This window comes from Nocardia sp. NPDC058176 (assembly GCF_042883805.1).
Taxonomy (GTDB): domain Bacteria; phylum Actinomycetota; class Actinomycetes; order Mycobacteriales; family Mycobacteriaceae; genus Nocardia.
Map to the genome: position 1 here is coordinate 400,527 of NZ_JBHVVA010000004.1, position 13,385 is coordinate 413,911.

The 13,385-nt window shown below is 67.8% G+C and carries 10 protein-coding genes and 1 tRNA gene; 7 read left to right on the forward strand and 4 right to left on the reverse strand.

Features of this window, described 5'->3' with window-relative positions:
- Nucleotides 1–418 precede the first annotated feature (418 nt).
- The 4 genes from ACFVVM_RS23165 to ACFVVM_RS23180 all read left to right on the forward strand — a co-directional run bounded on the left by ACFVVM_RS23165 (nucleotide 419) and on the right by ACFVVM_RS23180 (nucleotide 5,432).
- Nucleotides 419–625 carry a cold-shock protein gene (locus tag ACFVVM_RS23165; RefSeq protein WP_019044597.1) on the forward strand — a complete coding sequence of 69 codons (207 nt, stop codon included), beginning with the start codon at nucleotides 419–421 and terminating at the stop codon, nucleotides 623–625.
- A 387-nt stretch (nucleotides 626–1,012) separates the two neighbouring features.
- Nucleotides 1,013–3,898: a type I DNA topoisomerase gene (topA, locus tag ACFVVM_RS23170; protein WP_387622350.1), complete on the forward strand. Its 2,886-nt coding sequence runs from the start codon at nucleotides 1,013–1,015 to the stop codon at nucleotides 3,896–3,898.
- A gap of 201 nt (nucleotides 3,899–4,099) precedes the next feature.
- Nucleotides 4,100–5,299 carry a DNA polymerase III subunit delta' gene (locus tag ACFVVM_RS23175; protein ID WP_387621774.1) on the forward strand — a complete coding sequence of 400 codons (1,200 nt, stop codon included), beginning with the start codon at nucleotides 4,100–4,102 and terminating at the stop codon, nucleotides 5,297–5,299.
- 57 nt (nucleotides 5,300–5,356) lie between these two features.
- Nucleotides 5,357–5,432 (forward strand) — tRNA-Thr (locus ACFVVM_RS23180).
- A gap of 108 nt (nucleotides 5,433–5,540) precedes the next feature.
- Here ACFVVM_RS23180 and ACFVVM_RS23185 read toward each other — a convergent pair.
- Together ACFVVM_RS23185 and ACFVVM_RS23190 are read right to left on the reverse strand one after the other, a co-directional pair.
- Complete coding sequence (locus ACFVVM_RS23185) at nucleotides 5,541–6,893, reverse strand: DUF1214 domain-containing protein (protein ID WP_387621777.1); 1,353 nt, start codon at nucleotides 6,891–6,893, stop codon at nucleotides 5,541–5,543.
- Nucleotides 6,890–8,272 carry a DUF1214 domain-containing protein gene (locus ACFVVM_RS23190; protein ID WP_387621779.1) on the reverse strand — a complete coding sequence of 461 codons (1,383 nt, stop codon included), beginning with the start codon at nucleotides 8,270–8,272 and terminating at the stop codon, nucleotides 6,890–6,892. The genes ACFVVM_RS23185 and ACFVVM_RS23190 overlap by 4 nt, the downstream gene beginning before the upstream one ends.
- Nucleotides 8,273–8,508: 236 nt before the next feature.
- On the opposite strand from ACFVVM_RS23190, the gene ACFVVM_RS23195 reads away from it, so the two are divergent.
- Nucleotides 8,509–9,060 carry a dihydrofolate reductase family protein gene (locus ACFVVM_RS23195; RefSeq protein WP_387621782.1) on the forward strand — a complete coding sequence of 184 codons (552 nt, stop codon included), beginning with the start codon at nucleotides 8,509–8,511 and terminating at the stop codon, nucleotides 9,058–9,060.
- Here ACFVVM_RS23195 and ACFVVM_RS23200 read toward each other — a convergent pair.
- Nucleotides 9,054–9,938: a hypothetical protein gene (locus ACFVVM_RS23200; RefSeq protein ID WP_387621785.1), complete on the reverse strand. Its 885-nt coding sequence runs from the start codon at nucleotides 9,936–9,938 to the stop codon at nucleotides 9,054–9,056. The two genes, ACFVVM_RS23195 and ACFVVM_RS23200, sit on opposite strands and share 7 nt — an antisense overlap.
- A 105-nt stretch (nucleotides 9,939–10,043) precedes the next feature.
- Between ACFVVM_RS23200 and ACFVVM_RS23205 the strand changes: the two genes are divergently transcribed.
- Together ACFVVM_RS23205 and ACFVVM_RS23210 are read left to right on the forward strand one after the other, a co-directional pair.
- The gene (locus ACFVVM_RS23205; RefSeq protein ID WP_387621788.1) at nucleotides 10,044–10,628 is read left to right on the forward strand and encodes an ArsR/SmtB family transcription factor; all 585 of its coding nucleotides are present in this window, start codon (nucleotides 10,044–10,046) and stop codon (nucleotides 10,626–10,628) included.
- 9 nt (nucleotides 10,629–10,637) lie between these two features.
- On the forward strand, nucleotides 10,638–12,002 hold the full coding sequence (locus ACFVVM_RS23210; RefSeq protein WP_387621790.1) for an alpha/beta hydrolase family protein: 1,365 nt from the start codon (nucleotides 10,638–10,640) through the stop codon (nucleotides 12,000–12,002).
- 93 nt (nucleotides 12,003–12,095) lie between these two features.
- Here ACFVVM_RS23210 and ACFVVM_RS23215 read toward each other — a convergent pair whose 3' ends face one another.
- The gene (locus ACFVVM_RS23215; protein ID WP_387622353.1) at nucleotides 12,096–13,166 is read right to left on the reverse strand and encodes an alpha/beta fold hydrolase; all 1,071 of its coding nucleotides are present in this window, start codon (nucleotides 13,164–13,166) and stop codon (nucleotides 12,096–12,098) included.
- Between the last annotated feature and the right edge of the window lie 219 nt (nucleotides 13,167–13,385).

Consider the following 13,385-nt stretch of genomic DNA (forward strand, 5'->3'; position numbering starts at 1 on the left):
CGCCACGCCGGAAGTGTGAAACGTGTGTGTGCTGCAACCACTACCTGCGATTTCGTAACCCCATAGCGACCTGGGTCACAGCATGTTTGCTGGAAGCTCACCCGGTTATCGTGAAGCAAACAGACTGGAAGTACGGATTCACCCAATCTGTCCCTTACCTGCACATTCGCAAGATCAAGAATTTTGCAAATTGTCGGTAACTCGACTGTTGAATTGGTTGCAGACATGGTTCACTGGGTCTCGGTCGCAAGCTTCTGTGTTCGAGGGACGGATCGAAAGTCCAACCATCAGCAGGATCGATGTTGCGAACGCCGTGCTCAGGCTTTCCTTGCAGGGGGACCAACGGTACAGCGGTCGGAACGGACCCGGTGGACGAACCCAGTTGTCCGCCGTTCCGGTAAGAAAGAGAAGGAACAGAATGGCACAGGGAACTGTGAAGTGGTTCAACGCGGAGAAGGGGTTCGGCTTCATCGCGCCGGAGGACGGCTCCGCTGACGTCTTCGTCCACTACTCGGAGATCCAGGGCACGGGCTTCCGTACCCTCGAGGAAAACCAGAAGGTCGAGTTCGAGGTCGGCCAGGGCACCAAGGGCCCCCAGGCCACCGGCGTTCGCGCGCTCTCCTGAGTCGCGAATCGAATACACGCCCGTCCCCCACCTCCGTTCGCGGAGGTGGGGGACGAGCCGTTTCCGGGTAGGGTGGCCCAACGACGCGTATGTCCCTCGTTCTCGGCCGCCTCGATCTGGACTGACCAGAGGGTGCGACGAAGGAGTGCCCGGCGGGAGGGAAGATCGAGGGAACAGGCCGAGAACCCGCGGCGCCAGCCGCCGACAACACAGCTACCCAGGGGCGCAGGGTATAAACGTCACTGGTGGCGATGTCGATCGTCGCGCCGACTGCCCCAGCCGCGCACCGAGCGGACCTCCCGACGCGCGGATCTAGAAGGAAGGTGTTCGCCGGTGGCAACACGAGACCGCAGTTCAGCCGACCAGGGTCGCCCCCTGCGTCGTCTCGTGATCGTCGAGTCCCCGACGAAGGCCCGCAAGATCGCGCCCTATCTCGGCCGCAACTACACGGTCGAGGCCTCGGTGGGCCATATCCGTGACCTGCCGCGCGGCGCCGCCGACGTGCCCGCCAAATACAAGGGGCAGTCCTGGGCGCGCCTCGGCGTCGATGTCGATCACGACTTCGAGCCGATCTATGTCGTGAGCCCGGACAAGAAGGCCAAGGTCTCCGAACTCAAGAGCCTGCTGGCCGACGCCGACGAGCTCTACCTCGCCACCGACCCCGACCGCGAGGGCGAGGCCATCGCCTGGCACCTGCTCGAGACGCTCAAGCCGAAGGTCCCGGTCCGCCGGATGGTCTTCCACGAGATCACCGAGCCCGCCATCCTCGCCGCCGCCGCCGACACGCGCGAACTCGACAACGATCTGGTCGATGCCCAGGAGACCCGCCGCATCCTCGACCGCCTCTACGGCTACGAGGTCAGTCCGGTGCTGTGGAAGAAGGTCATGCCCCGGCTCTCGGCCGGTCGCGTGCAGTCCGTGGCCACCAGGGTCATCGTGCGGCGTGAGCGTGAGCGCATGGCGTTCCGTTCCGCCGAGTACTGGGACATCGCCGCCAAGCTCGATGCCGGGGTCGACGAGTCCTCCGATTCCACCAACCCGCGCACATTCGGCGCGCGCCTGGTCCAGGTCGAGGGCGATCGGGTCGCCTCCGGCCGTGATTTCGGTTCCGACGGTCAGCTCAAGTCGGCCTCCGGGGTCGTCGTGCTGGACGAGGCGTACGCGCGCAGGCTGGCCGAGGCGCTCGACGGTGCCGATCTGGTCGTGTCCTCCGCCGAGGCCAAGCCCTACTCCCGTAAGCCGTATCCGCCGTTCATGACCTCGACGCTGCAGCAGGAGGCGGGCCGCAAGCTGCGCTTCACCTCCGAGCGCACCATGCGGGTGGCCCAGCGGCTGTACGAAAACGGCTACATCACCTACATGCGTACCGACTCCACGACGCTGTCGGAGTCGGCCATCGCGGCGGCGCGTTCGCAGGCCACGCAGCTCTACGGCGCCGAATACGTCTCGCCGACGCCGCGGCAGTACACCCGCAAGGTCAAGAACGCGCAGGAAGCGCACGAGGCGATCCGCCCGTCCGGCGACACCTTCATGACCCCCGGTCAGCTGGCGTCCAAGGTCGACCAGGACGAGTTCAAGCTCTACGAGCTGATCTGGCAGCGCACCGTCGCCTCGCAGATGGCCGACGCGCGCGGCACCACCCTCACCCTGCGCATCACCGGCACCGCGCGGACCGGCGAACAGTGTGTGTTCTCGTCCTCGGGTCGCACGATCACCTTCGCAGGCTTCCTCAAGGCCTATGTCGAGAGCGTCGACGAAGAGGCGGGCGGCCAGTCCGACGACGCCGAATCGCGCCTGCCCGCACTGGAAGAGGGTCAGGGCGTCACCGCCGTCGAGCTCACCCCCGACGGCCACAGCACCAACCCGCCCGCCCGCTACACCGAAGCCTCGCTGATCAAGACGCTCGAAGAGCTCGGCATCGGCAGGCCGTCGACCTACTCCTCGATCATCAAGACGATTCTCGATCGCGGCTATGTCTACAAGCGTGGCAGCGCGCTGGTGCCGTCGTGGGTGGCGTTCGCGGTGATCGGTCTGCTCGAGTCGTACTTCGGCCGGCTCGTCGACTTCGACTTCACCGCGGCCATGGAGGACGATCTCGACGCGATCGCCGGTGGCCGCGAGCAGCGCGGAAACTGGTTGTCCAGCTTCTATTTCGGTGGCGATCACGGTGCCGAGGGTTCGGTCGCGCGGTCGGGCGGCCTCAAGAAGATGGTCGGCACGCAGCTCGACGACATCGACGCCCGAGAAGTGAACTCCATCAAGATGTTCCGCGACGAGGAGGACCGTGATGTCGTGGTCCGCGTCGGCCGGTTCGGGCCGTATCTGGAGCGGATGGTCGTCAATCCCGATGACCCGGACGGTGATCCGATCTCGCAGCGGGCGAACCTGCCCGACGATCTGCCGCCGGACGAGCTGACGCCCGAGGTCGCCGAGAAGCTGTTCTCGACGCCGCAGGAGGGTCGTTCGCTCGGCGTCGACCCGGTGTCGGGGCACGAAATCGTCGCCAAGGAAGGACGTTTCGGCCCGTACGTCACCGAGATCCTGCCGGAACCGCCCGCGCCGGACCCGGCCGCGACGCCCGCGAAGAAGACCACCAAGAAGGCGGCCGAGGTCAAGCCGCGGACCGGTTCGCTGTTCAAGTCGATGGATCTGGCCACGATCACCCTCGACGACGCGCTGTTGCTGCTGTCGCTGCCCCGGGTGGTCGGCGCCGACCCCGCCTCGGGCGAGGAGATCACCGCGCAGAACGGCCGCTACGGCCCGTACCTGAAGAAGGGCACCGACTCGCGCTCGCTCGCGACGGAGGACCAGCTGTTCACCGTCACCCTGGAGGAGGCGCTGAAGCTCTACGCCGAACCCAAGCGGCGGGGTCGGCAGGCGGCCAGCGCGGCACCTCTGCGAGAACTGGGCAAGGACTCGGCCACCGACAAGCCGATGGTGATCAAGGACGGCCGGTTCGGTCCGTACGTCACCGACGGCGAGACCAACGCGAGCCTGCGCAAGGGCGACGAGGTCGAGTCGATCACCGACGCCCGCGCCTCCGAACTCCTCGCCGACCGCCGTGCGCGCGGGCCGGTGAAGAAGGCGGCCAAGAAGACCACCGCGAAGAAGGCGGCCAAGAAGGCGCCCGCCAAGAAGACCGCGGCGAAGTCCACCGCGACCAAGACGGCCACCAAAACCGCGGCCAAGAAGACGGCCGCGAAGAAGACGGCCGCCAAGAAGGCCCCGGCGAAGAAGGCCGCGGCCAAAACTGTTGCCACGGAAGAGGACTGAGTAGTCCAGCGCCCACTGGGCGGCTCCGCCCTTTCGCGCGGGCCTTGACCTGGACCGTTGATCACCAGGCGGTGGTGGCGTTCGCTACTCGGCCGATGCTTACCTGAGTGCCTGGTGATCAATCGTCCAGCATCGAGGCATGGAGGATTCGTGGGTCGGCCGTCCGGTGACCTGTCGGAGTGCGCGACTAGGGTGTGTGCCGTGGCAGGTGTCTTCGATCGACTGGTCGGCCAGGACGTGGTCGAGGCGGAACTGACCGCTGCCGCGACGGCGGCGCGGGGCGGGATCGTCACCGGGGCGATGACGCATTCGTGGCTGTTCACCGGGCCGCCCGGTTCGGGGCGTTCGGTGGCGGCGCTGTGTTTCGCGGCGGCGCTGCAGTGCACCGATCCGGATGTCGTCGGGTGCGGGCGTTGTCACGCGTGCACCACGACGATGGCGGGCACGCACGGTGACGTCCGGCGGATCATTCCCGAGGGCCTGAGCATCAGTACCAAGGAGATGCGCGCGATCGTGCAGATCGCGGCGCGCCGGCCGAGCACCGGCCGCTGGCAGGTCGTGGTCGTCGAGGACGCCGACCGGCTCACCGAGGGCGCGGCCAACGCGCTGCTCAAGGTGGTCGAGGAGCCGCCGGACCGCACGGTGTTCCTGCTGTGCGCGCCCACCGTCGACCCCGAGGACATCTCCGTCACCCTGCGCTCACGCTGCAGGCATGTGCACCTGGTGACACCGTCGGTCCCGGCCATCGCGCAGGTGCTGCGCGAGCAGGACCAGCTGGACGCGAAAACCGCCGACTGGGCGGCCGCGGTGAGTGGCGGCCATGTCGGCCGAGCCCGACGCCTGGCCACCGACGAGGACGCCCGCGCACGTCGCCAGCGCGCACTCGCCCTGGTCACCGCGACCGAGCGCCCCGGCGCCGCCTACACCGCCGCCGACGAACTGGTGAAATCGGCCGACGACGAGGCCAAGCTGATGAGCTCCGACCGCGACGACCGCGAACGCGACGAACTCGCCACCGCCCTCGGCGCGGGCGGCACCGGCAAGGGCGCCGCCTCGGCCACCCGCGGCTCGGCGGGCATTCTCAAGGAACTGGAACGCCGCCAGAAATCCCGCGCCACCCGCACCGGCCGCGATGCCCTCGACCGCGCCCTCATCGACGTCGCGGGCATGTACCGCGACGCCTTGGCCATGCGCTTCGCCGGCCGCGGCGCCACCATCACCCTCACCCACCCCGACATGGCCGCCGAGATCACCGACCTCGCCACCAACGTCCGCCCCGAAGGCCTCCTGCGCAGCATCGACGCCGTCCTCGCCTGCCGAGAAGCCCTCGACCTCAACGTCAAACCCCGCTTCGCCGTAGCCGCCATGGTCGCCACCCTCATCACCGCCCGCTCCACCTGACCACCCGTTTTCGCGTTCTGCCCGCTCCCGCGATAGACTCTCGTCGCCGAAAGGCACGCCGCCTTAGCTCAGTCGGTAGAGCGCTTCACTCGTAATGAAAAGGTCGGGGGTTCGATTCCCCCAGGCGGCTCCAAAACTCCAGTTCAGGGCGGGTATCGGGATGAGTCTCGGTGCCCGCCCTGACCTGATTTCCCAACTAGTTCCCTATGTTGGCCGTTGCGGACCGGGCAGGGCCGATCGTTCAGGTGGGGTTGGCGAGGCGTTCGGCGTCGCGTAGGGACCATTGCTTGGTGAGGACCTCTGGGCCGACTCCGTAGAACCGGAACATCAATTCGAAGCCGGTGGAGTTGCCTGTTTCGATGAAGTTGGCTTCGTGGCCGGGCAGGGCGTGTGGACCGAAGTAGACGTCGACCGTGCCGTCTGGGTTGGTCGTCAGGCCGGGGGTTTGGGAGGAGACCGAGTATTTGGTGTTGCCGCGGATGAATCCGTGGGTGTCGGCGTCGTACATGGTGACGGACCAGTACTGCGAGACCGGTACGTCGGCTGGTACCGGCATGCGATAGGTGTTGGTGGAGTCGAAGAGGGCGCCGTCCTTGTCGCGTAGGTTCACGAGGTAGAACTGGCCGACGCCGAGGTGTTTGAGGCCGATGAAGGCCATGTGGTAGATCACTCCGCGGCTGGTGTACGGGTACAGCTGGTCGTGTGCCTCGAACCCGTCGCGCTGGGCTTCGATGAAGTCCTGGGTGGCGGGGAAGAACCACTGGCTGCCGGTGAAGAACGGCTCGAACGTCTCCCGGTATGCCGTGCGCAGCCATTCGTGCGCCTCGGCGATGGCCGCTTCGAGAACGGCGATGTGCTGTGGGCTCGGGTTGAAGTCTTTGCCCTTCTCGATGCCGATGCCGGCGAGCATTTCCGCGAATGCCCGATCGCGGGCCAGCCACGGCTCGTCCTGGATGACGCGGTGCAGCAGCCGGTAGAACCGGATGTCGTAGGGGATCGTGGTGTCGACGATCGCACCGTCGAGATCGCGCGCCCGGGTCGGCGGCGGGTCGGCGGCCTGTGCGAGCGGATAAACCTGGATCCGTCGGCACAGTTCCAGTCCGCGGTCCAGCGCCTGCTGGGTTCCTTCGCTGAGCACCGAGCGCAACAGCGCGTAGCTGCCATAGGTCTCCGAGCGCAGGGCGATGTACTCCTCGGGGACCGGGCTGTCCCATTCGGGCGGGAGGATGAGGTATTTCGCCCCGCGTCCCTGGTCGACGCCGAAGTGGCCGACGTCGGCGAGGGGCACCTGCCACAGGTTGCAGATGGTGCCGTTGAGGGCTTGGCCCGCGCTCTCGGCCGGGATCTCCACCACGACGGGTCCATCGTGGGTGTCGAAGAACGCCATGTAGTAGATGAGATCGGGGTTCGGGGTGAGTGTCTGGTTGTGCCAGTCCAGCAGATGTGACCAGTACACGAACGTGTTCGATTCTCCCGCGGCCAGCACTTCGCGCATCAGTTCGAAGTTGACCGCCGGCATCGCCCACACGGCCGACTCCACTGCTCGTCGATGGATGCCGCGGTCGAGCGTGCTGCGAACCGGATCGGCGTTCATGCGAGCCCTCCATCGATCGTGGGCTCGAAATCGCCCGGCTTCCAGCTGTTGTCGAACGCGCCTTCGGTGGGGCCGTAGATGCGGAAGTACACGAACCAGCCCGCGCCGGGAATGGTCTGGATCCATGGCTGTCCGGCGGGTGCGGTGGGACCGAAGTACACGGTGACGGTGTCGCGGTCCAGGTGTTCGCGCAGTTCGAACAACGATCGCAGTGCCGCCTGTCCCTGGGCGGTGTCGATCTGGCTGCGGGTGCGCGCGTCGTAGACGGTGATGCTCCAGAAGAGCGCGGCCGGTACCGGAAGTGGCAGTGTGAGTGAGTAGTTCGAGCCGCCGTCGAGATAGCGGCCCGTGCTGTCGTGCGCGCAGAACCAGTACAGCGACCCACCACCGGCCCGGCGGCGGAACATCGCCGGGGAAGTGGCGATGGCCTGGTAGAACCAGGTTTCGCGGGCGGTGACGTCGAGCATGCCGTCTCGTTCGAACGCGGCGTTCTCCGGGCGCAGGCTCACCCACTCCCACTGACGGTCCGCCCACGCGACGCGATCGTCGCGACGATCGGCCAGCGACTGCACCCGCATCTGGGTATCGGCGTCGGTGGCGGCACGGGCGAGCAGGGACACCGCGCGTTCGTCGGTGGGCAGCGGCTCCCCGGCCCGGATGCCGAGCTCGGCCAGGTGCGCGGCGTAGATCTCGTCCGTCGCGGTCGCGCCTTCGACGGTGAGGTAGTCGCGCACGAGTTCCCAGAACTTCGGTGTTCCCTGCACCGCGTTAGGACTGGTGTCCTGGGCGACTCCGGTCATGTCGATCCAGGTCGGCTCGCTCCACGGTGTCTCGGGGTTCACGGGGGTCACTCGCGTTCGGCGCAGCAGCGCGATCGCGGTGTCCAGGTCACCCGCCAGTGGCACCGCCCGCAGGCCGGCCAGCACGTGCCGGGTGGTCGCGCGCACGGTGATCGCGTCCGCGATGTCGACGTGCTCGCTCTCGCGGGGCAGCACGAGGTATCGGCCGCCTTCCCCGTGATCGGCGCCGGGGATGCCGACGTCGGCGATCCAGGACTGATCGGCGTTCAAGATCGCCCCGAGCATCGCTCCGGCGGGAATGTCGAGGAACATCGGGCCGAGGGCGAGGTCGAGGACGACCGGCGCGTACGGGGTGTCGGAATTGAGCGTCAGCCCGACCTGCCCGGGGCGGGTGTCCATCGTCCCGAAGATCTGGTTCGGCACGATCCCCGCCGCCGCGCACCCTCGCAGAATGGCCATGCCCGACACCGCGGGGAAGAAGTGTTTGTAGCAGGTGATCGCCCGGGTGAGGTCGGCGGCGTCGTAGGCCGCCTGGACGACGTCCGGTGCCGGAAATCCGTCCGGGTTCGTTGCCGGCATTGCAGCTCCTCATCTGGACCATCGGAACGATGTCCGCTCTTCGGCACTGCTGATGCCGGTGTCCGCGCCGGTGGGGCCGCCCGCGCAGCTGTCACGGTATGGCTGGGCCTCGTGCGTGACCTCACCCGATGGGGGTGAATTCGCCAGCGACCCGCGTTCGTCTTCGGCGTGTGCGATGAATGTCGGGGTGTGAGCTCGTCTGAAGTAGAAGGGGGTTCGAGGAGAGGAGGGCTGGGATGCGGTCGTTGGTGGTCACGCAGAACATCACGGTGGATGGGGCGGTGGAGATGTTGGGAGACTGGTTCGATCCGGAAGGGGCGGACGACTCCGAGCAGGTGGGTGAGTTGCTGGCGCAGACGGCGCGGTCCGATGCGTTGGTGCTGGGGCGGCGGACATTCGAGGATTTTCGGAGTTACTGGCCGAAGCAGGTGGACGATCGGACGGGGATCACCGAATCGCTGAATCGGCAGAACAAGTACGTGGTGTCGGCGACGATGACCGATCCGGAGTGGGAGAACACCACGATTCTGGACGGTGATCCGGTCGAGCGGGTGCGGCGGCTCAAGGAGCAGGCGGGGGCGGACATCGTGGTGACCGGGAGTATTCGACTGTGTCACGCGCTCATCGGTGCGGGGTTGGTCGACGAGTATCGACTGTTCGTCTATCCGGCTGTGCAGGGTGGTGGGCGCCGGTTGTTTCCGGCCGGATACGAGGTGCCGCGGCTGTCGCTTCGGGAGTCCAGGGTGTTCGCGGGTGGGGTCGTCTACTCCCGCTACTCGGTTCACTGAGTTCGGGGGCCGCCGAGGAGGGTCCAGACTGTTTCGCGTTCCTGGGGGACGTCGATGGGGGTGTCGGCGAGGGTGGACAGCAATTCTGGGAGGGGCCAGGTGGCGAGGTGGCCGTAGCGGGCGGAGTAGAGGGCGAGGTCGGTGAGGGCGTAGGTGTCGGTGTGGTCGAAGAGGGCGTAGGCGATGAGTTGGTAGAGGTCGGTGGTGGTGAGGGCGTCGGCGCGGGTGCCGGTGCGGGGGTTCTTCGGGCCGAGGTGGGTTTTGAGGTCGAGGAGCAGGCCGCCTGCGATGAGGTCGGCGTCGGCGTTGCAGAGGATCGAGGCGTCGAAGGTGGGGCCGGGGTGAATGGGCGGTGCGAGGTGGGGGAGGAGGTGTTCTTCGGCTACGCCGCGGAGTTCCCAGAGTTGGCGGATGGCGTCGGCGGGGGTGAGGGCGAGCAGGGTGGGGACGGTGAAACGGTTGCTCGTGAGCAGGTTGTCGAGGGCCGAGCCGCGCAGGAGGCCGCGGCGGTAGATGTCGGTGCACAGGGCAAGGGCCCAGCAGGCGCGGCTGAGGCGGTCGACGTCGGAGGCGGCGACGGCCTCGTGGGCGGCCTCGATGACGCCTTCGACAACGGCGGATTCTCGCGGGTGGCCGAAGAAGCCGAGCAGGGGCAGGAGGGGCGCGTGGCCGGGGGCCGCGAGGACGCGGGTGGCGAAGTCGAAGGCGGCGCCGAGGGTGGCGGGGTTGGCGCCGCCGGTGTCGACGAGCAGCGGTCCGGCCGTGCGGCGGTACTCGGCCTGGACGGGCCGGGTGTGCGGGTAGCGCTGGTGCAGGTACTCGCGCAGCGGTGAGGTCTTGTCGCGCAACGCGGCGGACAGGTTCGTATAGACGTACACGGGCCCTCCGTCTCCGGACGAGTCGAGCGTGCTTTCGATGGTGCCACGCCGCTCATGCAAAGAAATATTTGCATAGATAGTTGTGCAAAGAGTACTCTGCAACTCATGGCCGACGAGATTCCCGCACCCAGGGAGATCAGCGATCCCGCCGCACTGCGGGCCCTGGCACACCCCCTTCGACAGCGCATCCTGCGCGCGCTCGCCGAGAACGGTCCGTCCACCGCGACGGCACTGGGCGCGCTGCTGGGCGAGAACACCGGTGCGACCAGCTACCACCTGCGTCAGCTGGCCGAGCACGGGTTCATCGAGGAGGCGCCGGAGCTGGCGAAGGGCAAGGAGCGGTGGTGGCGGTCGCCGCCGAAGGACCTGCGGTATCGGATGGATCGCGCGCAGTCCCCGGAACTGCGCGGGCTGCTGGAAGGGCTGTTCGAGCAGCACATCGCCGATGATGTCGCGGCCTTCCAGCAGTACCAGGCCGAGCGCGACGAGCTGGGCGAGTGGGCCGACATGATGCCCTTCTCGCGCGGCGCGATCTACGCGACGCCCGCCGAACTCGAAGCCTTCTTCGAGGACTATCTGACGTTGCTCAAACGCTTCCAGGCCACCCACGACCGTGACCGCCCGGGCACCCGCCGCGTGCTGACCCGCTTCCTCGCCTTCCCGGCACCCCGCACGACTCCCGCAGAGTAAGGCTCCGAAGTGTTGTTCCGCCGAATCCTCCTGCTCGCGTTCCTCTTCGCCGCCGTGATCGGGTTCCCGCCCGCGCACACGCAGACCACGACGACCGACATCACCTTCGCCCGCGGTGACGGCACCACGACCACCGGCACGGTCCACGCACCGCCCGGGGCCACGGGCAGGCCGGGCGTGGTGCTGGTCCACGGTTCGGGCGACGGCACCGGGAAACAATTCGACCTGGTCGCGAAGGCGCTCGCCGATGTGGGCGTGGTCGCGCTGCGCTACACCAAGCGCACCGAGGACTACACGCCCATGCACCGCGACTACTCCCTGCTCGCCGACGACGCGCTGGCCGCCCTCGCCGCGTTGCGTGCGCGGCCCGAGGTGGACCCGTCCATGGTGGGAATCTGGGGACTCTCCGAAGGCGGTTGGGTGGCGCCACTGGCTGCCTCGCGTTCGGCCGAAGCCGCCTTCCTGATCACGATCGCGGCGAACTCCCGCCCGCCCGCCACCCAGCAGGCGTGGGCGAACGAGACCTGGCTGGCGGCGGCCGGGGTGCGCGGCTCGATGAAGGACGCGCTGGCGCACAACGCCCTTCGCCAGCTCGTCGCGGCCGGTCAGTTCGCCCAGGCCGACTACGACCCGATCCCGGTGCTGGCGGCGATCCGTCAGCCGGTGCTGGCCATCTGGGGCGACAAGGACCGGCTGACCCCGCCGGGCGACAGCCTGCGCGAGTTCCAGGCCACCTTCGACCGGGTCGGGAAGACGAACTACACGCTGCGCACCCTGCCCGATGCCCAGCACGGCGGGCATCCGACCACCGACGGCTTCGACAAGCTGCCCGGCCTGGCGCCCGGCTACGCGGAACTCATGGGCGAGTGGATCACGGGACTTCCCGCGACAGCCGCCGGGCCATCAGTGGATGAGCCTGCGGTGCAGGAACGTTCGGTGCGCGCGCTCGAACCCACCGCCTGGTGGGAGTCGACTGGTGTGCAACTCGCCCTGCTGTTCGGTGTGGTGCTCGCCTTCGGCGGCTACGTGGTCACCGGCCTGGTCAGGACATGGCGATTGTCGACGCCACTGCCGGGCCGAATCCTGGTGTGCACGACACTGATCGCGATCGCCGGGACGATCGTTCAGCTCGGCAGTCTGCTCACCAACCGCGCGATGTCCTTCGGTCCCTTGCTGTTCGGGCGCACCCTGCCCTGGCTGGCGCTGCAGGCGACGGCCCTCGCCGCGCTGGTCGCGCTGGGCTTCGTCCTCGCCCGGGCCCGGCCGGTGCTCGCCGGAGCGAGCACGGGCGCGCGCGTTCGCTGGGCCGTACTCGTCGGCGGGGGAACGGGATTCGTGCTCTGGGCGCTGTATTGGGGACTGCTGCTGCCCTGAAACGCCGAGAAGGCCCCCGACCGAGGTCGTGGGGCCTTCTGCGTGACTCCTGAGCCGATCGCCGTTGACCGCGCTCAGGAGACCTGACTCGGGTCAGCGGGCGGCGACGTTGCGGCGGGTGGCCCGAGAGTTCTTGGTGGAGCGCAGGATCTGACGCAGGACACGATCGAAGGCGTCGGTGTCTTCGATATTGCTGAGGTGGCCGTGCGGCAGCACGTGGAAATCGGCCAGATGACCGGTGCGGCGCAGGATCTCGACCAGCGGGCGGGACATGCGCTGCGGGAGCAGGCGATCCTTGGCACCGGCGATCACGGTGGTCGGCACCGTCAGGTTGGCCGTGCCCTCGGACAGATCCATATCGGCCATCGCCGCGGCATGACGGCCACGAGCGAGCGGACGACAGGAACGGATGATGCCGATCGCGAAGTCGACCTCTTCGTCGCTCGCCTCCGGCGTGAGGATGCGGTTGCGGAAGACCTGCTCGGTGACCCAGCCGCCGGGAATCGGCAGCGGGGCGAACAGCAGCGACTCGCTGACCGGCTGCGGCATGCGCACGGGCGCGCCGAGCACGGTGACCGGGTGCGTCGCGATGGTCAACTGCTTGTTCAGCAGCGGCAGCAGATCGGTTTCGCCGCGGATCTCGCCGTTGGCGGTGTTGGCCAGCAGCACCGCGGCGGCGCGCTCGCGGACCTGCTCGGGATGATGCTTGGCCCAGGCCTGGATGGTGAGCCCGCCCATGCTGTGCCCGGCGAGTACGGCCCGTTCGCCCGGACGCAGCGTCGCGTCGAGGACGGTGGCGAGGTCGTCGGCGAGGGTGCGCTCGCTGGGTGCGACGGTGCCGAGGGTGGACTCGCCGTGCCCGCGCTGGTCGTAGGTGACCACCCGGTACTCGTCGGCGAAGGCGCTGATCTGCGGGTTCCAGTACTCGATGCTGCACGCCCAGCCGTGGATGAGAACCAGGGTGGGGGCGGTATCGGGGCCGTAGACGTGGACCCGGAGGTCGGCGCCGTCGGCGGTGGTCACCGGGACGACCCGATGCTCGGCGGCGGGAGCGTTGAGCTTCGCTGTCGCGAAACTGCGGGTCCGCAGCGCGGCACGGAACTGTGCGGTCAGTGCGCCGGTCTCGAGGTGCGAGACCATGGATCGCGCTGCCACGAATGTCATCATCGACTTCGCAAGCATGTCGGCACTCCTTTGTGTCGTAGGCCACCGTACCGTGCGAGCTGGGGTGCTAGCTAGTGTTAGCGGGTCAGAGTGTCCCATTTGTTGTCGACTGTGTGTTCGGGCACATCGACACTGTGAAATCGCCTGGAATCGACGGAAGATTACGGCGTGCCGAGACGGTCGACAGGCGTGCTGGCGGCGTCGCGGGGCCGCCAGTAC